Source organism: Frigoribacterium sp. ME-P-080 (assembly GCF_030209595.1).
In the GTDB taxonomy this organism is placed as follows: Bacteria; Actinomycetota; Actinomycetes; order Actinomycetales; family Microbacteriaceae; genus Frigoribacterium.
This window is the reverse complement of the sequence record NZ_JARVRR010000004.1, coordinates 412,449-432,840: the sequence shown is the minus strand read 5'-3', so window position 1 is coordinate 432,840 and position 20,392 is coordinate 412,449. Positions and strand designations below refer to the sequence as shown.

15 protein-coding genes are annotated in these 20,392 nt (G+C 69.7%); 8 read left to right on the top strand and 7 right to left on the bottom strand.

Going from position 1 to position 20,392, the window contains the following annotated elements; genetic code table 11:
- Positions 1-85: 85 nt before the first annotated feature.
- Positions 86-313 (bottom strand): DUF7455 domain-containing protein, encoded by a 228-nt coding sequence (locus tag QRN23_RS10605; RefSeq protein ID WP_043592677.1) that lies wholly within the window; start codon positions 311-313, stop codon positions 86-88.
- A gap of 224 nt (positions 314-537) precedes the next feature.
- On the opposite strand from QRN23_RS10605, the gene QRN23_RS10600 reads away from it, so the two are divergent.
- Positions 538-2,652 (top strand): DNA gyrase/topoisomerase IV subunit B, encoded by a 2,115-nt coding sequence (locus QRN23_RS10600; protein ID WP_285063516.1) that lies wholly within the window; start codon positions 538-540, stop codon positions 2,650-2,652.
- A gap of 80 nt (positions 2,653-2,732) precedes the next feature.
- On the opposite strand, the gene QRN23_RS10595 is transcribed toward QRN23_RS10600, so the two are convergent.
- On the bottom strand, positions 2,733-5,246 hold the full coding sequence (locus QRN23_RS10595) for a DNA gyrase/topoisomerase IV subunit A (protein WP_285063515.1): 2,514 nt from the start codon (positions 5,244-5,246) through the stop codon (positions 2,733-2,735).
- A 61-nt stretch (positions 5,247-5,307) separates the two neighbouring features.
- Here QRN23_RS10595 and QRN23_RS10590 point away from each other — a divergent pair, with 61 nt between their 5' ends.
- Entirely contained in the window at positions 5,308-6,438 is a 1,131-nt protein-coding gene (locus QRN23_RS10590) for an alkaline phosphatase family protein (RefSeq protein ID WP_123570130.1), read from the top strand.
- Between the two features lie 28 nt (positions 6,439-6,466).
- Here the strand turns inward: QRN23_RS10590 and sepH are convergent, their stop codons facing one another.
- On the bottom strand, positions 6,467-7,621 hold the full coding sequence (gene sepH / locus QRN23_RS10585; RefSeq protein WP_285063514.1) for a septation protein SepH: 1,155 nt from the start codon (positions 7,619-7,621) through the stop codon (positions 6,467-6,469).
- A gap of 198 nt (positions 7,622-7,819) precedes the next feature.
- Between sepH and QRN23_RS10580 the strand changes: the two genes are divergently transcribed.
- Positions 7,820-8,113 (top strand): DUF4193 domain-containing protein, encoded by a 294-nt coding sequence (locus tag QRN23_RS10580; RefSeq protein WP_043592858.1) that lies wholly within the window; start codon positions 7,820-7,822, stop codon positions 8,111-8,113.
- On the opposite strand, the gene QRN23_RS10575 is transcribed toward QRN23_RS10580, so the two are convergent.
- Positions 8,088-8,543: a DUF3093 domain-containing protein gene (locus QRN23_RS10575; RefSeq protein ID WP_056047483.1), complete on the bottom strand. Its 456-nt coding sequence runs from the start codon at positions 8,541-8,543 to the stop codon at positions 8,088-8,090. The genes QRN23_RS10580 and QRN23_RS10575 overlap by 26 nt on opposite strands.
- 39 nt (positions 8,544-8,582) lie before the next feature.
- Here QRN23_RS10575 and dut point away from each other — a divergent pair, with 39 nt between their 5' ends.
- From dut to dxs, 5 genes are all read left to right on the top strand, one after another.
- Complete coding sequence (gene dut, locus QRN23_RS10570; RefSeq protein WP_173150895.1) at positions 8,583-9,044, top strand: dUTP diphosphatase; 462 nt, start codon at positions 8,583-8,585, stop codon at positions 9,042-9,044.
- 77 nt (positions 9,045-9,121) lie between these two features.
- A complete protein-coding gene (locus tag QRN23_RS10565) occupies positions 9,122-9,760 on the top strand; it encodes a DUF3710 domain-containing protein (protein WP_123570779.1) in 639 nt (212 codons plus the stop codon).
- A 6-nt stretch (positions 9,761-9,766) separates the two neighbouring features.
- Positions 9,767-10,525 (top strand): DUF3159 domain-containing protein, encoded by a 759-nt coding sequence (locus QRN23_RS10560; RefSeq protein WP_056045452.1) that lies wholly within the window; start codon positions 9,767-9,769, stop codon positions 10,523-10,525.
- Between the two features lie 151 nt (positions 10,526-10,676).
- Positions 10,677-13,493: an aconitate hydratase AcnA gene (gene acnA, locus QRN23_RS10555; protein ID WP_159826519.1), complete on the top strand. Its 2,817-nt coding sequence runs from the start codon at positions 10,677-10,679 to the stop codon at positions 13,491-13,493.
- 127 nt (positions 13,494-13,620) lie between these two features.
- Positions 13,621-15,567 carry a 1-deoxy-D-xylulose-5-phosphate synthase gene (dxs, locus tag QRN23_RS10550; RefSeq protein WP_056045446.1) on the top strand — a complete coding sequence of 649 codons (1,947 nt, stop codon included), beginning with the start codon at positions 13,621-13,623 and terminating at the stop codon, positions 15,565-15,567.
- Between the two features lie 79 nt (positions 15,568-15,646).
- Here the strand turns inward: dxs and QRN23_RS10545 are convergent, their stop codons facing one another.
- The 3 genes from QRN23_RS10545 to QRN23_RS10535 form a co-directional block, all read right to left on the bottom strand.
- On the bottom strand, positions 15,647-17,770 hold the full coding sequence (locus QRN23_RS10545) for a 3-hydroxyacyl-CoA dehydrogenase NAD-binding domain-containing protein (protein ID WP_285063513.1): 2,124 nt from the start codon (positions 17,768-17,770) through the stop codon (positions 15,647-15,649).
- The gene (locus QRN23_RS10540; protein ID WP_123570125.1) at positions 17,767-18,972 is read right to left on the bottom strand and encodes a thiolase family protein; all 1,206 of its coding nucleotides are present in this window, start codon (positions 18,970-18,972) and stop codon (positions 17,767-17,769) included. Before QRN23_RS10540 ends, QRN23_RS10545 begins: the two co-directional genes overlap by 4 nt.
- 73 nt (positions 18,973-19,045) lie before the next feature.
- Positions 19,046-20,380, bottom strand: a complete 1,335-nt coding sequence (locus QRN23_RS10535) for an HRDC domain-containing protein (protein WP_082460233.1) — start codon at positions 20,378-20,380, stop codon at positions 19,046-19,048.
- Between the last annotated feature and the right edge of the window lie 12 nt (positions 20,381-20,392).

Below are 20,392 nucleotides of genomic sequence, written 5' to 3'. Positions count from 1 at the left end.
GACACGACGAAGGCCCCGCATCGATCGGATGCGGGGCCTTCGTCGTACCGCCGGCCCGGGCTGTGGTCCGGGGAGGCGCGGCGTCTCAGTGGGCGAGGAGCTTCGAACTCTCGTCGAGCCACTCGATGGCGGTGGGCTGCAGCTTCTCCTTGAACTTCGCGCCGTGGTGGGCGCAGAAGAGCAGTTCGCCGGTGGCCATGGTCGCGCGGATGTAGGCCTGGGCTCCGCAGCTGTCGCAGCGGTCCGCGGCGCTCAACTGGTAACGGGAGCCGAGCTCGTCGACGGCGGTCTGGTCGGTGGCCATCTGAGTCATGTGATGCTCCTCCTGACGGTGGTGCGGTGGGTGAGACACTCATCAAAACACGCCGACGTCGGTATCGCGTGCCATCGGCACCGGATTTCGCTCATCGCGTAGCGGCGAGGGGCCGGTCGAGTGTCGGGACTGCCGTGTCGGCGGCCCTCGGTAGGCTGTAACGCGGTCACCGCCTCCCCGCATTCCCGTCGTCGAGAGATGGCGGCGGGCCCCTCAGGAGAACAATGCCCCCCACCTCGTCCGCCCCCGCCTCCGACTACTCGGCTCGGCACCTCTCGGTGCTCGAAGGCCTCGAGGCCGTGCGCAAACGCCCCGGCATGTACATCGGGTCGACCGACTCCCGGGGCCTGATGCACTGTCTGTGGGAGATCATCGACAACTCGGTCGACGAGGCGCTGGGCGGGCACGGCGACACCATCGACGTCGTGCTGCACCCCGACGACAGCGTCGAGGTCCGCGACAGCGGACGCGGGGTGCCCGTCGACATCGAACCCAAGACGGGTCTGAGCGGTGTCGAGGTCGTGTTCACGAAGCTGCACGCCGGCGGAAAGTTCGGCGGCGGGTCCTACACGTCGTCCGGCGGCCTCCACGGCGTCGGCGCCTCCGTCGTCAACGCACTGTCCGAGAGGCTCGACGTCGAGGTCGACCGGGGCGGCAAGACGTACGCCATGTCGTTCCGACGCGGTGAACCCGGCACCTTCGAGGACGTCGACGAACCCACGCCCGATTCACCGTTCACCCCCTTCGTGTCCGGCAGCGTGCTCCGAGAAGTGGGCAAGACCAAGCGCGGCGTCACCGGCACGCGGGTGCGTTACTGGGCCGATCGCCAGATCTTCACCCGAGGGGCCTCGTTCCAGACGGACGAACTGTCGGCCAGGGCCCGGCAGACGGCCTTCCTCATCCCGGGGCTGACGCTGACCCTGCGCGACGAACGCGTGGGTTCGCTCACGGACGGCGGCTTCCCCCTCGAGAGCACCTTCCGCTTCGACGGAGGCATCAGCGAATACGTCGAGTTCCTCGCCCCCGACACCGCCGTGACCGACACGTGGCGTCTGACCGGGTCGGGCACCTACACCGAGACGGTGCCCGTGCTCACCGACGGTGGTGCCATGATCGCCACCGAACTCGAACGGCAGTGCGACGTCGACATCGCCTTGCGCTGGGGCGGAGGGTACGAGACGGTCTTCCGCAGCTACGTCAACATCATCGCGACGCCGAAGGGCGGATCGCACCAGACCGGCTTCGAGGCCGGGCTGCTGAAGTTCGTGCGGCAGCAGGTCGAGGCCAACGCCCGTCGCCTCAAGGTGGGCAACGACAAGATCGAGAAGGACGACGTCCTGGCCGGTCTGACGGCGGTCCTCACGGTGCGCCTGCCCGAGCCGCAATTCGAGGGCCAGACGAAAGAGATCCTGGGCACGCCGGCCGTCCGCGCGATCGTCGCGAACGTCGTGGCGAACGAGCTGGGCGCGTTGTTCACGTCGACCCGGCGAGAAGACAAGGCGCAGACCGCCCTCGTGCTCGACAAGGTCGTCGCCGAGATGAAGACCCGCATCGCCGCACGGGCGCACAAAGAGACCCAGCGTCGCAAGAACGCCCTGGAGAACTCCACCCTGCCGGCCAAACTGGTCGACTGCCGGTCGAACGACGTGGCGAACAGCGAGCTGTTCATCGTCGAAGGGGACTCCGCGCTGGGCACGGCCAAGGTCGCCCGGAACAGCGAGTTCCAGGCACTCCTGCCCATCCGCGGCAAGATCCTCAACGTGCAGAAGGCCTCGGTCAGCGACATGCTCTCGAACCTCGAGTGCGCCTCCATCATCCAGGTGTTGGGAGCCGGGTCAGGACGGTCCTTCGATCTCGAGGCGGCCCGCTACGGCAAGGTCATCATCATGAGCGACGCCGACGTGGACGGTGCTCACATCCGGACGCTGCTGCTGACGCTGTTCTTCCGGTACATGAGACCGATGATCGAAGCCGGTCGCGTCTTCGCGGCCGTCCCCCCTCTGCACCGAGTGGTCGTGATGCACCCCGGCAGCAAGCCGAACGAGACGATCTACACGTACTCCGAGAAAGAGCTGCACGGTGTCCTCGCAGGGCTCAAACGCACGAACAAGAAGTTCCAGGACCCCATCCAGCGGTACAAGGGACTCGGCGAGATGGACGCCGAACAGCTCCGCACCACGACGATGGAACGCCAGAACCGCATGCTGCGGCGCGTCAAGGTCGACGACGCCGAGAACGCCGCCCGCGTCTTCGAACTGCTGATGGGCAACGACGTGGCTCCTCGCAAGGAGTTCATCATCGACGGCGCCGGTCTCAGCCGGGACCGCATCGACGTCTGAGTCCTGACCAGGCCGTCACCGAGAACGAGGACGCCCTGTCTCGACGTCGAGGACGCCGTCTCGGTCGGTCCGTCGAGGGGTCACTCGTCCGGTTCGGCACCCGCCTCGAGGCCGGTGGCCGAATCGGCGATGTGCGCCACCGAGGCGCCGACCGAGCCCACGGGCGCGTCCAGGGGCGTGCCCGATCCGTCACGGCGTGAGAGCTCGGCGGGCAGAGTGCGGACCGAACCGTCCGGCCCGACCGCCTGAGCGGGAGCCGGGCCGACCCAGGCCAGCGACAGGGCGTCCTCGCCCTTCAGCAACGAGTGGGTCCGGACGCCGCCCGTGGCACGCCCCTTGCCCGGGTACTCGTCGAACGCGCTGAGCTTGGCACGTCCGGGGTCGGTGCCGGCGATCGTCGAGCTGCTCGACGAGACCGTCGCGACGACGGCCTCGCGACCCGCGGGCACGGCACCGAAGAAGATCACGGTCGCGTCGTCCGGAAGGTTGATGCCGGCCACCCCGCCACCCGCGGGCCCCTGCGGCCGGACGGCGGAGGCGGTGAACCGGAGCAACTGCGTGGCGGACGTGACGAAGACGAGTTCGTCCTCGTCGACCCCTTGGGCGACGCCGACGACCTGGTCGCCCTTCTTCAGGGTGATGACCGGGAAGTCGGGTCGGGCGGGGTACTGGCCGGTCGCGACCCGTTTGACGACCCCGCGGGCCGTGCCGAGCGCGATGCTCCGGTCGGCGGTCAGCGAGACGAGCCCGAGCACGCGCTCCTTCTTGTCGACCACGCCGATGTAGTCCCGGATGGGCACCCCCGCACCCAGCTGGACGGACGTGGGCGGCACGGACGGGAGGTCGACGGGGGTGAACCGGACGAGGCGGCCGAGGTTCGTCACGGCGCCGATCTCGGTCCGCGTCGTCGTGTCGATCGACGAGAGGACGGCGTCGTGCTTCGTGCGCCGGGTCGGGGGAGTGGGGGCCGCGGAGTCGGGGTCGAGGTGGTCCACCCGCAGGACGCGGCCCGTCGTCGAGAGGAACACCCGGGTCGGGGTGTCGGCGATCTCGAGCACCGGTGCCGACCTGCTGCCGCGACCGGTCGTCGCGACGCTCGCCTTGGCCTCCGTGAGCAGGGTTCGACGCGGCGTGCCGAACTGCTCGGCGATGTCGGCGAGTTCGCTCGAGACGAGGGCCCGGAGGCGGGCGGGGTCGGCCAGGAGGTCCTTGAGGTCGGCGATGGCCGCGAGCAGCTCGTCGCGCTCGGCTTCGAGTTCGATGCGGCTGAACTTGGTGAGTCGGCGCAGCTGCAGGTCGAGGATGTACTCGGCCTGGATCTCGCTGAGGTCGAAGACCTCGCGCAGGCGTGCCCGGGCGGCAGGCGTGTCGTCGCTCGTCCGGATCACCTGGATGACCTCGTCGATGTCGACGATGGCGACGAGGAGGCCCTCGACGAGATGGAGGCGGTCCTCTTTCTTGGCCAGCCGGTAGCGGCTGCGACGTGTGACGACCGAGAGGCGGTGCGCGACGTAGACCTCGAGCATCTCCTTCAGGCCGAGGGTCCGCGGCTGCCCCTCGACCAGGGCGACGTTGTTGATGCTGAAGCCGTCTTCGAGCGGGGTGTAGCGATAGAGCTGCTCGAGGACCGCCTCGGGGCTGAAACCCGTCTTGATGCCGATCACGAGACGGAGACCGTGCTTGTGGTCGGTCAGGTCGGTGACGTCCGTGATGCCGGTGAGCTTCTTCGCCTGCACCCCGTCCTTGATCTTCTCGATCACCTTCTCGGGCCCCACGAGGTACGGCAGCTCGGTGACCACGAGACCGTTCTTCCGTGCGGTGATGCTCTCGACGCCGACCCGCGCCCGGGTCTTGAAGCTGCCCCGACCCGTGGCGTAGGCGTCGCGGACCCCGGCCAGCCCGGCGATCGTGCCGCCGGTCGGCAGGTCGGGACCCGGCACGAACGCCATCAGGTCGTCCAGGCTGGCGTCGGGGTGGTCGATCAGGTGCCGGGCGGCACCGACGACCTCGACGAGGTTGTGGGGCGCCATGTTGGTCGCCATGCCCACCGCGATGCCGCTCGCACCGTTCACGAGCAGGTTCGGGAAGGCCGCCGGAAGCACCTCGGGCTGCATCAACTGGTTGTCGTAGTTGGGGACGAAGTCGACGACGTCCTCGCCGAGTCCCTGGGTCATGGCCAACGACGCCTCGGCGAGACGAGCCTCGGTGTACCGCGGTGCCGCGGGCCCGTCGTCGAGCGAGCCGAAGTTGCCGTGCCCGTCGATGAGCGGCACCCGCATGGTGAAGGGTTGCGCCTGACGGACCATGGCGTCGTAGATCGCGGTGTCGCCGTGCGGGTGGAGCTTGCCCATGACCTCACCGACGACGCGCGCGCTCTTGACGTGGCCCCTGTCGGGCCGGAGGCCCATCTCGGACATCTGGTAGAGGATGCGACGCTGGACGGGCTTGAGGCCGTCCCGGGCGTCGGGCAGCGCTCGGGAGTAGATGACCGAGTACGCGTACTCGAGGAACGACCCCTGCATCTCGAGCGAGACGTCGATGTCCTCGATGCGTTCGCCGTGGTCGGAGCTGCTCGTGTTCTCGGTGGTGGTCATGCACTTCTCACGGATCGGGGTGGACGGGGCACCCGATCGTCGCTGTGCCAGACTGGGGCCGGTGTCCTCCATCGTACCGGCGCGCCCCCGTGGGGCCGTGAGCCTGGCCGACGTGGTGCCCTCGACTCTCGCGTCCCTGCGGGGCGAACCGAACGCGCTCCGCCTGCCCGCCGCGCGGGCCGCGGTGGTCGTCCTGGTGGACGGTCTCGGCCAGGCGGCCCTCGGCGCCCGTCGGGGCCACGCCCGGACGTTGTCGGGGGTGAAGGGCAGCCTGTGGTCCGGGTGGCCCACGACCACCGCCGCGGCGCTCACGACGCTGACGACCGGGGCACTCCCCGGCGAGCACGGCCTCGTTGGCTACTCGGCTCTCGACCCCGAGAACGATCGAGTGGTGAAGCAGCTCTCGGGGTGGGACGATCGCATGCGGCCCGACGAGTGGCAGCGGCGTCCCACGCTGTTCGAGACGGCCACCGACGTGGAGTCCCACGCCGTCGGCCCCAAGCGCTACCGCTCGTCCGGCCTGACCGAGGCCATCCTCCGGGGCGCCACCTACGACGTGGCGGAGAGCGTGGCCGACCGCTTCGAGACCGCGGCGATGCTCGTCGACTCGACCCGCGCCTCCTTGGTGTACCTCTACGTCCCCGAGCTCGACATGATCGCTCACCGTGCCGGCTGGGAATCGGACGAATGGATCGATGCCCTCGAAGGCGTCGACGGCGAGGTCCGGAGGCTGGAGGCCTCGGTCGCGCCCGACGTCGGGGTGATCGTCACGGCCGACCACGGCATCGTCGACGTGGCCGAACGGAGGCGCATCGTCTTCGGGGGCATGCCCGCCCTGGTCGACGGGGTGAGGCACGTGGCGGGGGAGCCCCGCTGCCTGCAACTGCACCTCGAGCCCGATGCCGACGAGGGCCGCCGGGATGCGGTGCTCGACGCGTGGCGAGCAGCCGAAGGCGACCGAGCCTGGGTGTTGTCCCGGTCGGAGGCCGTCGACGCCGGTTGGTTCGGGGCCGTGGACCCGGCGGTCCTGCCCCGCATCGGCGACGTGATCGTCGCCGCCCGGCGGGGCGTCGCCTACTACGACGGACGAGATCGCGGTGGTGCTCCGGGAACCATGGTCGGTCACCACGGATCGTGGTCCGACGACGAGACGCTCGTGCCCTTGAGGACGTTCGGCGCCTACCGGCGGTGATCGTGGCCGCCGGGGCGGGCCAGGAGGGTCAGGCGGGGTCGTCGTCCGTACGCGCTCCGAAGACGATCTCGTCCCAGCTCGGCATCGAGGTGCGCCCCCGCGCCTTCTTGGTCGACTGGGCCGCGCTGGGCATCTCGCGTCGGCCAGCGCGTCCCCGGCTGCCCCGGATGCCCGTGGGCTGGACCGGTGCGTCGCCCGCCGGGGCGTCACCTCGGGTCGACCGGTCGGGCAGCACGGGTGTGGGTTTGGTGGCCCCTTCGGGCAGGTCGAAGTCGTCCAGGGGGACGTCGATCACGCGGATCGCCCCGGTGGCCTGGTGGTCCGGGCGCCCGTCGTCGTCGGAGAACCGGGCGGCCTCGCGTTCTCCGCGTCGGCGTCGCAGCGCCTCGAGGAGGTCCGCGGTCTGGTCGTGCCCGCTCTCGTCGTCGGGTGCCCGGTTGGCGGCAGCGAAGGAGGCGGTGCTGCGGACGCCGGGACGCAACCGGTCGGTCGCGGTCTCGGCCGGCAGTTCGACCGCGTCGGCCTGCTCGACCAGGAAGGCGCCGCTGTCGAAACGGCCCGAGGTGTCGTCGTGGCGCGGCTCACGGGAGACGGCCCGGAGACGAGGGACGAGTGGACCGACGTCCTCGCCGTGCTGCGAGAGGCGGTGGGCGTCGCCCCCGAGGGGGGCGAGGACCGACTTCTTCGGGTCGAAGCGCCACGTCGCGTCGCGCTCGACCTCGTGCGTGACGAAGGCCAGGTGGACCACCCAGCCGTGCTCGGCGTCCTTGTAGGCGCTCCAGTCGCGCTGCGAGGTCTCGGCACCGTCCAGTCGCTCGTCGATGACGGCTCCGAAGGTGGTCGCCTGCACACCGGACGCCGCGTCGTCGTCGACGGACACCGGGACGGCCCTGGCGCTCTCGAGCACGAAGGCGCGCTCGGCGAGGACCGGCCCTTCGAACCGGTGCACGTAGTCGAGGTCGGCGCCGGTCAGGTCGGACACCTGCTGAGGGGTCTTGCCAGCCCTGACCAGGGCCTGGATCTCGCGGGGCGGTGCCTTCCGTTCGACCGGGGCGTCACCGGGGCTTGCCGCCCTCAGCTGGGAGTGGAGGGTGTTGTTGACGGGAAGGCGGTACTCGCCACCGGCGTCGGTGGCGACGAGCAGAGCTCCGCTCTGGACGCCTATGACCCTGAGATCCTGCATTTTCCACGCCTTTCACCGTCGTGATCCGGTGCCAAGAGTCGCACGTCGGCGGCCGTTCTCACGGGAATACGACGGGCGTGCCGTCAGTTCTTCCGAGGCGGCTGAAAGGCCGTGGGAACTGGTTTGCTATTCGACAACGAGTGATGCAAACTGCACCCGCCGAATCGGGCACACGAATCACCGAAGAACTGGATGGGCATGGCCACCGACTACGACGCACCTCGCAAGAACGACGACGACGGCTCGGAGTCGATCGAGGGGCTCAAAGAGAGGGTCCCCGACAAGATGACCGGCGTCGTCGACGACGACGCCGACAACCCGGGCTCGTTCGAGCTCGCCGGGCAGGACCTCTCGGACCTCGACCTCGACGTCGTCGTCCTCCCCCCGCAGGTCGACGAGTTCACCTGTGTCGAGTGCTTCCTGGTCAAGCACCGTTCGCAGCTCGACCACGAGACCAAGCTGGGCGCTATCTGCCGGGAGTGCGCCGCCTGAGCGCCTCCAACCGTCGCACGACCTCGTCGGGTCGACGGGTCGACACCAACCAGTAGGGCGCCGGGTCGTCGAGGTCCGTCAACGAGATCTTGACCACCGGTCGCACCCACCCCCGGAAGAGGGTCCAGGCTCGCGCGTCGAGCCGGGGCCCTCTTTCTCGTGTCGCGTCGGCGCCGGTGAACCCCTCGGCGTCACCGATCTCGTGGGGGAACAGACGGGCCCGCCCCGCGGTGAAGCCCTCGTCGTCGATCGTCAGCACGGGCGAGGTCAGGACGAGCAGGACGACGGCGGCCGCGTAGAACACGACGGCCATCACCACGCCGACCGTCGAGTTGATCGGCAGGAAGACCAGGAGGGTGGCGGGGACGAGGAGCGCGCAGGCCACGAAGACGGAGAGCGGCGGGAGCAGGCGCTCACGGTAGGGGTTCATGACGTCCATTCGACCAGACTTCTGCACTACCCTCGACACGTGATCCAGACCCTCGACGTCCTCATCGCCGCCGAGGCGATGTCGGTGCCCGTGTATTCCCACCCGGGCGACGCCGGTGCCGACCTGGTCTCGACCGAGGACCTCGTGTTGAGGCCCGGCCACCGCGCCCTGGTCGGCACGGGCGTCTCCATCGCCCTTCCCGAGGGTTTCGCCGCGTTCGTCATGCCCCGCAGCGGCCTCGCCGCCAAGCACGGCATCACCGTCGTGAACGCCCCGGGCACCGTCGACGCGGGGTACCGCGGAGAGATCAAGGTCTCGCTGCTCAACACCGACCTCGAGGCCGAGCACCACGTCGCCGTCGGTGACAAGATCGCCCAGCTCGTCATCATGCCGGTCGTCCGCGCGACCTTCGTCCCCGTCGCGACGCTCCCCGAGAGCGTCCGAGGGGTCGACGGTCACGGATCCACCGGATACGCACACAACCCAGGAGGCACCGCGTGAGGAAGTCCAAACGCCGCGAGCAAGAACTGGCCGCAGTCGAGATCGACGTCGAGTCGGCCGACGTCGCCGACGTCGAGATCGACATCGAGTCCCTCGACGACGCCGAGGTCGAGGTGTTCGACGACTCCAAGTCGGCACCCGCGGACCGCTCCGAGGTGGGCCCGCTGGACGAGACCGAGGCCAACCCCGTCCGCCCGTACGTCGATCTCGGTGGCGTCAAGATCCTGCCCCGCGAAGGGCTCCACCTCCGACTCGAAGTCGAAGAGGGAAGCAAGAGGGTCGTCGCCGTCGGCCTCGACTTCGCCAAGTCGACGCTGCAGGTGCAGCCGTTCGCGGCGCCCCGCACGACGGGACTCTGGAACGAGATCCGAGGTCAGATCAGCGAGCAGATCGAGAAGCAGGGCGGCACGACGGCCGAGGTCGAGGGGCCCTTCGGTCCCGAGGTCCGCGCCGAGATCCCGGTGATGGGCGGTGACCCCGGCACGACCCGGCGAGCACGCTTCATCGGCGTCGACGGGCCCCGCTGGTTCCTCCGCGGCGTGATCGCGGGCGACGCGGCTCACGAAGGCGACGCTGCCGAGAAGATCGAAGAACTCTTCCGCAGCATCGTCGTGGTCCGCGGGACGACCCCGATGCCTCCGCGCGAGCTGATCCCGCTGTCGATGCCGAAGGCCGGCCCGACCGACGCCCCGGGCACCACGCCCTCGGTCGTCTGACCCGACGTGTCCGCGTCCGACGACCGGCCCGATCCGGCTGATCCGTCGCCGCTCGACGACCCCCGGGTGTCGCTCGCGGCCCAGTTGCAAGCCGCCGCCCGACGGGCCGGCATCGGCCAGGTCGCCCCCGGCGAGGTCCCGACGGCGTCGGCGCTGCTCACCGCCATCGGCGGGGTGCGGGGGCTCGTCGAGTCCATCGTCCCCGGGCTCGGCTTCGTGGTCGTCTACACGATCACGCAGGACGTCGTCCCGTCGGTCCTCATCCCGCTGGTCCTGGCCGTGGCGTTCGTCGTCGCACGCGCGGTCCAGCGCGGTCCGGTCGCCCAGGCCCTCGCGGGTGTCTTCGGCATCGCCCTCTCCGCGGGGATCGCCTTGCTCTCCGGCCGTGCCGAGAACAACTTCGTGCCCGGCCTCCTGATCAACGCCGCGTCGCTCGCCGCGATGCTCGTCAGCATCGCCGTGCGCTGGCCGCTCATCGGCATCGTGGTCGGACTCCTCACGAACGACGGCACGGGCTGGCGGGGGGACCGGGCGAAACGACGCGTCCTCGTCCTGGCCACCTGGTTGTGGGCCGGACTGTTCGCCGCCCGCCTCGCCGTCCAGGTGCCGCTGTGGCTGGCCGGGGACGTCGCTCTCCTCGGGACGCTCAAGCTCGTCATGGGCGTGCCCCTCTACGCGGGGTTGCTCTGGGTGACCTGGCTCCTCGTGCGGACGGTCTACCGCGGACGCGAGGCGGCGGACGACGCGCGGGGCCCCTCGGCCTGACCCGCGCCTCCTGGTGCTATGTTTTGTCTCGACATCGAGACAAATCGCTGGGATCGGCCCCGGGGACACCCCGCGGACTTAGGCTGACCTCGCTGGTGGGCGTCGCGCGCACCGGCCAAGATGAGGGCGTAGTCAGCAAGGGAGACGGCACGTGTCTGCAATCAACAGTTTCGGCTCGAAGAACACCCTCACGGTCGGGTCCACCGACTACGAGGTCTACCGCATCGACGCGGTCGAGGGTTCTTCGACGCTTCCGTTCAGCCTCAAGGTCCTGCTCGAGAACCTGCTCCGCACCGAGGACGGTGCGAACGTCACGGGTGACCAGATCCGGGCCCTCGGCTCGTGGCAGCCCACCGCCGAGCCCGACACCGAGATCCAGTTCACGCCGGCGCGCGTGGTCATGCAGGACTTCACGGGGGTGCCCTGCATCGTCGACCTCGCCACCATGCGAGAGGCCGTCGCCGAGCTCGGCGGAGACCCGACCAAGATCAACCCGCTGGCACCGGCCGAGCTCGTCATCGACCACTCGGTCATCGCGGACCTCTTCGGCTCCGAGAACGCGCTCGAACGCAACGTCGAGATCGAGTACGAGCGCAACGGCGAGCGGTACCAGTTCCTCCGCTGGGGGCAGACGGCCTTCGACGACTTCAAGGTCGTCCCGCCGGGCACCGGCATCGTCCACCAGGTCAACATCGAGTACCTGGCGCGCGTCACCTACAGCCGCGAGGTCGGCGGAGTGCTGCAGGCGTACCCCGACACCCTCGTCGGCACCGACTCGCACACGACGATGGTCAACGGCCTGGGCGTGCTCGGCTGGGGCGTCGGGGGCATCGAGGCCGAGGCCGCGATGCTCGGTCAGCCCGTGTCGATGTTGATCCCCAAGGTCGTCGGCTTCAAGCTCTCCGGCTCGATTCCGACCGGCGTGACGGCGACCGACGTGGTGCTCACCATCACGCAGCAGCTGCGCCGGCACGGCGTCGTCGGCAAGTTCGTCGAGTTCTACGGCGAAGGCGTCGCCGAGGTGCCCCTGGCCAACCGGGCGACCATCGGCAACATGAGCCCCGAGTTCGGTTCGACGGCGGCGATCTTCCCGATCGACGACGTGACCCTCGACTACCTGCGTCTGACCGGGCGCTCCGAGGAGCAGATCGACCTCGTCGAGCAGTACTCCAAGCTGCAGGGCCTGTGGCACGACCCCTCGACCGAACCCGTGTTCAGCGAGTACCTCGAGCTCGACCTCGGGACGGTCGTCCCGTCCATCGCCGGGCCGAAGCGTCCGCAGGACCGCATCGAACTCACCGAGGCCAAGTCGCAGTTCGAGGTCGACCTCGAGAACTACGCCACGACGGACCACTCGCACGTCGACGCCGCGGTCGAGGGCACGTTCCCGGCCTCCGACCCGATCGGCTTCACGGCCGAAGACGACGACGACGCCCAGCCGCACTCGATCTCGCACACGTCGCACGCACCGGCCAAGGTCTCCAAGCCCACCTCCGTGGCACTCGGCGACGGCTCGACCTTCACGCTCGACCACGGCGCCGTGGCCATCGCGGCCATCACGTCGTGCACGAACACGTCGAACCCCTCCGTCATGCTCGCCGCGGGCCTGCTCGCCCGCAACGCCAGCAAGAAGGGGCTCAAGGCCAAGCCGTGGGTCAAGACGACCCTCGCGCCCGGGTCGAAGGTCGTCACGGACTACTACGAGAAGGCCGGCCTGACCACCTATCTCGAGGACCTCGGTTTCTACACCGTCGGCTACGGCTGCACGACCTGCATCGGCAACTCGGGCCCGCTGCTCGACGAGATCTCCACGGCGGTGCAGGACAACGACCTCGCCGTCACGGCCGTCCTGTCGGGCAACCGCAACTTCGAGGGTCGCATCAACCCCGACGTCAAGATGAACTACCTCGCCAGCCCGCCGCTGGTCATCGCGTACGCCCTCGCCGGGTCGATGAACTTCGACTTCGAGAACGACGCCCTGGGCACCGCCGACGACGGCTCCGACGTCTACCTCCGCGACATCTGGCCCGACGCGGCCGAGGTGCAGCAGACGATCGACTCGTCCATCGACACGGGGATGTTCACCCACGAGTACGCCGGGGTGTTCGACGGCGACGAGCGCTGGCGCTCCCTGCCGACCCCGACGGGCGCCACCTTCGAGTGGGACTCCGAGTCGACCTACGTGCGCAAACCTCCGTACTTCGAGGGCATGACGATCGAGACCACGCCGGTGACCGACATCCAGGGCGCCCGCGTGCTGGCCAAGCTCGGCGACTCGGTCACGACCGACCACATCAGCCCCGCCGGGTCGATCAAGGTCGACAGCCCGGCCGGCCACTACCTCGACGAGCACGGCGTGGACCGCAAGGACTTCAACTCGTACGGGTCCCGTCGCGGCAACCACGAGGTCATGATCCGGGGCACGTTCGCGAACATCCGTCTCAAGAACCAGTTGCTGGACGGGGTCGAGGGTGGCTACACCCGCGACTTCACCCAGGCCGAGGGGCCGCAGTCGTTCATCTACGACGCCAGTGCCCGCTACCAGGAGCAGGGCACGCCCTTGGTCATCCTGGGCGGCAAGGAGTACGGCTCGGGCTCGTCCCGGGACTGGGCCGCGAAGGGCACGAGCCTGCTCGGGGTCAAGGCGGTCATCACCGAGAGCTTCGAACGCATTCACCGGTCGAACCTGATCGGCATGGGAGTGGTTCCCCTGCAGTTCCCGCAGGGCGAGAGCTGGGAGTCGCTCGGTCTCGACGGCACGGAGCAGATCGACATCGTCGGCATCGAGCAGCTCAACGAGGGCACGACGCCGAAGACGGTCCACGTCACGGCGACCCCCACCACCCATTCGCCCGCGGGCAAGCAGCCGGTCGAGTTCGACGCCGTCGTACGCATCGACACCCCCGGCGAGGCCGACTACTACCGCAACGGTGGCATCCTGCAGTACGTCCTGCGCAGCCTGGTCTGAGCGACGGACCCCGCAGTGACCAGGCCCCCGGACGATCGCCCGCGTCGTCCGGGGGTCGCACGGCGTTCTCGCCGGACGCGTGCCTAGACTGGCGGGATGCCCGAGAGGGCCGAGAGGGAAGGCCAGCATGAGCCTGCTGCAGACGATCACGGGGCCTCGTGACCTCGACCGCCTGACGAACGAACAGATGGTCGAACTGGCCGCCGACATCCGCCGGTTCCTCGTGACCGAAGTGTCGAAGACCGGGGGCCACCTCGGGCCGAACCTCGGCGTCGTCGAGTTGACGTTGGCCATGCACCGGGTGTTCCACTCGCCGCACGACGCCTTCGTCTTCGACACCGGCCACCAGTCGTACGTCCACAAGCTCCTCACCGGTCGCCAGGACTTCTCGGGGCTCCGGCTCCGGGGCGGTCTCGCCGGATACCCGCAGCGGTCCGAGTCCGAGCACGACATCGTCGAGAGCTCACACGCCTCGAGTTCGCTCTCGTGGGCCGACGGCATCTCCCGGGCCTTCCAACTGACGGGCCGGGACGATCGGCACGTGGTAGCCGTCGTGGGCGACGGCGCGTTGACCGGGGGCATGACGTGGGAGGCCCTGAACAACATCAGCGACGACAACGACCGCCGCCTCACCATCGTGGTCAACGACAACGGCCGGTCCTACGCCCCGACGATCGGAGGAATGGCCCGTTTCCTCAACACGGTCCGCACCCGCCAGGCCTACCGCGAGCTCCACGTCGGCAGCAGGGCCGTCTTCGACCGACTCGGACATCCGGGTCGCGCGGTCTACCGCGGCGTCCGGGGTGGTCTGCACGGCTTCCTGAGCCGGTTCACGAACAACGAGGCCCTCTACTCGAACCTGGACATCAAGTACATCGGGCCGGTCGACGGTCACGACCAGGTCGCCATGGAAGAAGCGCTGCTCCAGGCGAAGAACTACGGGGCGCCCGTGATCGTGCACGCCATCACCGAGAAGGGCCGGGGATTCGATCCGGCGCGCGCCGACGTCGCCGACCAGTTCCACGCGGTCGGGCAGATCGACCCCGAGACGGGCGAACCCCTCGAGGCGGCCACCTCGCCGTCGTGGACGTCGGTCTTCGCCGACGAGATCGTCGACATCGCCGAGCACGACGAGAAGGTCGTCGGCATCACGGCGGCGATGCTGCGTCCGGTGGGCCTGCACAAGCTCGCCGAACGGTTCCCGAAGCGGGTCTTCGACGTCGGCATCGCCGAACAGCACGCGGTCACGAGTGCCGCGGGTCTCGCGTTCGGTGGACTGCACCCCGTCGTCGCGCTGTACGCCACCTTCGTGAACCGAGCCTTCGACCAGGTGCTGATGGACGTCGCCCTCCACCGGGCCGGTGTCACCTTCGTCCTGGACCGCGCCGGTGTGACCGGACCGGACGGCCCGAGCCACCACGGAATGTGGGACCTCGCCCTCCTGCAGATCGTGCCGCACATCCGTCTGGCCGCCCCTCGTGACGCGACGCGACTCCGCGAAGAGCTCCGGGAGGCCGTGGCGGTCGACGACGCTCCCACCGTCATCCGGTTCTCGAAAGGCGCCGTCGGCGTCGAGCACGACGCCGTCGAACGACTCGAGGACGGTGTCGAGGTGCTGCGACGCACCGGCCGTGACGACGTCCTCATCGTCTGCGTCGGCCCGATGGCCGGCATCGGACTCGAGGTCGCCGAACGACTGGAGGCCCAGGGCATCGGTGCCACGGTCGTCGATCCTCGATGGGTCGTCCCCGTCCCGGCCAGCATCATCGAGCTGGCGGCGGCCCACCGGCTCGTCATCACGATCGAGGACGGCGTGCGGGTGGGCGGGATCGGCACCCGTGTGCGACAGGACCTCCGTGGCGCAGGCGTCGACACGGCCGTGACCGAGTTGGGACTGCCCGACGAGTTCCTCGAACACGGGTCCCGGGCCGAGATCCTCGACGAGGCCGGCCTCACGCCGCAGCACATCGCTCGCGACGTCGTCGCCCAGGTGCTCGGCAGCCGAATCCCGGTGGCGAGGCCACTGGACGAGACCGCTGCCGCGTCTCGGCACGAGGATGCCCGGCACGACTGAGCCCCGGTGCGGTGTCACGCCACACGACAGACGTCGAACGCCCCGTCCCTCTCGAGACGGGGCGTTCGGCGTGGGTGGTCTACTCGACGCCGCGGATCGCGGGTTCGTGGAAGTCGCGTCCCCGCACCCGACGTGAGGCACCGACCCGGTCGAGGTACGGCGTGACCCCGCCCATCTGGAACGGGTACCCGGCGCCGAGGATCAGGCAGAGGTCGACGTCCTCGGCCGCGGCCACGACGTGGTCGTCGAGCATGCGCCCGACCTCGTCGGCGAGACCGTCCTCGATGCGGACGCGCAACTCGTCGTCGGTCAGGGCCGTTCCCGGTCCGGCGGCGAGGGCGACGGCCTTCTTGTCGAATCCCTTGCGACGGCCCTTCGAGTCGCGTTCGAAGATCGTGCCGTGCTCGGCCAGGCGGTGCAGTCCGTCACTGGCGAAGAACCGGTCGGGGAAGGCGGCATGGTGGGTGTCCAGGACGTGCGCCCCGACGGTCAGTCCCACCAGCTCGAGCAACTCGAACGGCGTCATCGGGAGGCCGAACGGCGCCGTCGCCCGATCGACGACCTCGAACGGCGTCCCCGTCTCGACGGCGTGCATGGCCTCGCCCAGCAGCTTGGCCAGGATCCGGTTGACCACGAACCCCGGGGTGTCGGCCGTGATGACGGCGTTCTTCCGCAGGGCCTTCGCCGTCACCATCGCCGTGCTCAGCGTCTCGTCGTCGGTCGCCGGGGTCTTGACGACCTCGACGAGGGGCATCACCGCGACCGGGTTGAAGAAGTGGAATCCGACCAGTCGCTCGGGATGAGCGAGGCGCGCCCCGATCTGCTCGACACTGAGCGACGACGTGTTGGTCGCCAGCACCGTGGTGTCCGAGACGACGGCCTCGACGTTCGCGAACACCTCCTGCTTGACCGACAGCTCTTCGAATACGGCCTCGATGACCCAGTCGGCGTCGGCGAAGTCGGCGAGATCGGTCGTGCCCGTGATGAGCGCCTTGAGGCGGTTGGACTCGTCCCGCGAGATCCTGCCCCCGCCCTGCAACTCGTCGATCTCGCCTCTGATGCGGGCGAGTGCCGCGTCGACCCGAGCCTGGTCGAGGTCGGTGATGACGACCGGGACGCGCAGACGGCGCACGAAGAGCAGCGCGAACTGGCTCGCCATGAGTCCGGCGCCGACGATGCCCACCTTGCCGATCTTCCGGGCGAGGTCGGGGGAGGGCGCACCGGCGGGCTTCTTGGCCCGCTTCTGGACGAGATCGAAGGCGTACATGCTGGCGTGGAACTGGTCGCCTGCCACGAGGTCGGCCAGCGCTTCGTCCTCGGCCGCGAAGCCGGTCGTCCGGTCGGTGTTCTTCGCGGCCTTCAGCAGGTCGAGAGCGGCGTAGGGCGACTTCGCGACGGTGCCGATCTTCGACTCGAGCGACTTGCGCGCCACCGAGATCGCGACGTCCCACTTGACGGCACGCTCGAGCCTGCCCGGCACGTTCGGCCGCTTGACGCCGACGCGGCCGGTCAGCACCCCGTCGGCCCACCGGATGCTGTCCTCGAGGAACGACGCGGGGCCGAACATCGCGTCGACGATGCCGAGTTCGAGCGCCTGGGCGGGCTTCAGGGTGCGGTTGTTCTTCAGGGGGTTCTCGATGACGACCTTGAGGGCGTTCTCGATGCCGATCAGGTTCGGCAACAACCAGGCGCCACCCCACCCGGGGATGATGCCGAGGAAGACCTCCGGCAGGGCGATGGCGGCGGCCGACGAGTCGACCGTCCGGTAGTCGGCGTGCAGCCCGATCTCGACGCCACCGCCCAGGGCGAGCCCGTTGACGAAGACGAACGTGGGCACCGGGGCGTCGTGCAGCTTGCCGAGCACGGCGTGGCCGAGCCGGGCGAGCTCGCGGGCGACCTCGCGGCTGGGGATGGCGCTCACCTTGCTGAGGTCGGCACCCGCCGCCAGGAAGTACGGCTTGCCCGTGACGGCGATCGCCGCGATCTCACCCGAGGAGGCGCGGCTGCGGACGGCGTCGAGGGTCGCGCCGAACTCGTGCAGCGTCGCCGGCCCCAGCGTGCTCGGCCGGGTGTGGTCGCGGCCGTTGTCGAGGGTGATGAGGGCCAGGACGCCGCCGGAGGGCAACGGCACGTCGCGGACGTAAGAGTGCGTGACGACCTCGTCGGCCGACAGCTCGGTCAGTTGTTCGGTCGCCGTGCTCATGCGCGTGCCGCCTTCTTCGAGTAGTGGGGGTTCTCCCAGATGACGCTGCCGCCCTGACCGAGGCCGATGCACATGGCCGTGAGGCCGTACCGCACCTCGGGGTGCTGCTCGAACTGGCGGGCGAGCTGGATCATCAGCCTCACGCCCGAGGACGCGAGGGGGTGACCGACGGCGATGGCCCCGCCCCAGGGGTTCACGCGCGGGTCGTCGTCGTCGATGCCGAAGTGGTCGAGCAGGGAGAGGACCTGCACCGCGAACGCCTCGTTCAGTTCGAAGAGGCCGATGTCGTCGATCGACAGCCCCGCCTTGCGGAGGGCCTTCTCGGTGGACGGCACGGGACCGATGCCCATGATCTCGGGCTCGACGCCGGCGAAGGCGAAGCTGACGAGACGCATCTTGGGGGTGAGCCCGAGTTCCTTCGCGGCGGCACCCGACGCCATCAGGCTGACCGTCGCTCCGTCGTTGAGACCCGACGAGTTGCCCGCCGTGACGCGGCCGTGCGGCCGGAAGGGAGTGCGCAGCCCGGCAAGACCCTCCATCGTGGTCTCGGGTCGAGGCGCCTCGTCTCGGGTGGCGAGCCCCCAGCCCTGGTCCGTCTTGATGGCCACCGGGACGAGGTCGGGTTGGATCTGGCCGGCGTCGTAGGCCGCTGCGAGCTTCTGTTGCGATCGCAGGGCGTACCGGTCGGAGCGTTCCTTGGTGAGCTGGGGGAACCGGTCGTGGATGCGCTCCGCGGTGTTGCCCATGTTCAGGGCCTCGCCGCTGACGAGCTTCTCGGCGGCGAAGCGCGGATTGGGGTCGGCGGCGAACCCCATGGGGTGACGCCCCATGTGCTCGACTCCGCCGGCGAGGGCGACGTCGTACGCGCCGAAGGCGATGCCGCCGGCGACGCTCGTCACGCTCGTCATGGCGCCGGCGCACATCCGGTCGATGGCGTACCCGGGCACGGACTGGGGGAGACCCGCGAGGAGCGCCGTCGTGCGTCCGAGGGTGAGGCCTTGATCGCCCTGTTGAGTGGTCGCCGCGATGGCGACGTCGTCGATGCGTTCGGGCGGTAGGGACGGGTTGCGTTCGAGCAGACCCTTCATCGCTTTGACGACCAGGTCGTCGGCGCGGGTCTGCCAGTACATGCCTTTGTCGCCGGCCCGACCGAACGGGGTGCGTACCCCGTCGACGAACACGACATCGTTGCTCTCGGCCACAGTGCCTCCAGTGTCAGGATCTGGTCCTGATCTTAGGGACGACGCCGGGGGCCCGAGAATCGTTCGAGCAATCCTACGAAGCGCCGTCGCCCGTCGCCTCGGGCTCTTGGTGGGCGTCGACAAAGGCCTCGGCGACCGCCTCGGCCACGGCCTCGACCTGCCAGGTCCGCGCACCGAGCTCGACGAGTGCAGCCGCGATGGTCGGTGCGTCGAAGGGGATGGGAGGGTCCCAGGCCAGCCGGCGCAGGGTCTCGGGTGTGAGCAGGTTCTCGACCGGCAGGTCGAGCCCCTCGGCGATCTCGGTCACCTTGGGGCGGACGGCCTTGTAGCGCGCGTCGGCCAGCGGGTTCTTGTCCGCCCACGATCGGGGCGGGGGGAGGGTGTCGCTCGCCGGCCCCCGGTGCGAGGGCAGGTCCGTCGTCTCACGGCCGCGTTCGATCGCCGCGAACCAGCGGTCCAGCTCACTGCGACTGGCCCGGCCGACGAACTCCTTGATGCCGGCGAGGGACCGTTTGTCGGTGGGCATCGCCTTCGTGGCGGCCAGGAGCGAGGAGTCCGGGACGAGACGGCCCGGGGCCGTGTCGATCTCGCGCGCGTAGTCGTCCCGCGCCTGCCAGAGTTCACGAGCCACGGCGAGGGAACGGGACCCGCGCAGGCTGTGCAGCCCGGTCAGTCGACGCCACGGGTCGACCTTCGCGGGCTTTGCCTCCCGCCTCAGGGTCGCGTCGAACTCCTGGCGCGCGATCTCGAGCTTGCCCGCGTCCGCGAGGACCGCCTCCATGGCGTCCCGGAGGTCGACGAGCAGCTCGACGTCGAGCGCCGCGTAGACGAGCCAGCTCTGCGGCAACGGTCGCGTCGACCAGTCGGCGGCACTGTGTTCTTTCGCGAGGTGGACGCCCAGGAGCTGCTCGACGACGGCTCCGAGCCCGACCTTGGGGAGCCCGGCGAGGCGCGCACCCAGTTCGGTGTCGAAGATGCGGCTCGGATCGAGGCCGACCTCGCGCAGGCACGCGAGGTCTTGGCTGGCGGCGTGGAGCACCCACTCCTCGTCGCCGATGACGGCTTGCAGTTCGGCGAACGAGCCGATGGCGGGTGGGTCGAGGAGGAACACCCCCGAGCCGCGTCGGAACACCTGGATGAGGTAGGCCCGCTGCGAGTAGCGATAGCCGGAGGCGCGCTCGGCGTCGATCGAGACCGGCCCGGTCCCGGCGCGGATCGCCTCGACGGCGGCCAGGTACCCCTCGCGGTCGTCGATGACGGTCACCTCGCCGTGCTGCGAGTCGGCGGTCTCGACGACGGGTCGGACGGAGACCCGGGGGCGGGTGTCGCGCGGCTCGGAGCCGTGGGGTGCTGCCGCGTCGGCCGCCGCCGCGTCTGGTGCGGCTTCGTCTGGTGTCGCTGTGGTCATGTCTCCGCTGTT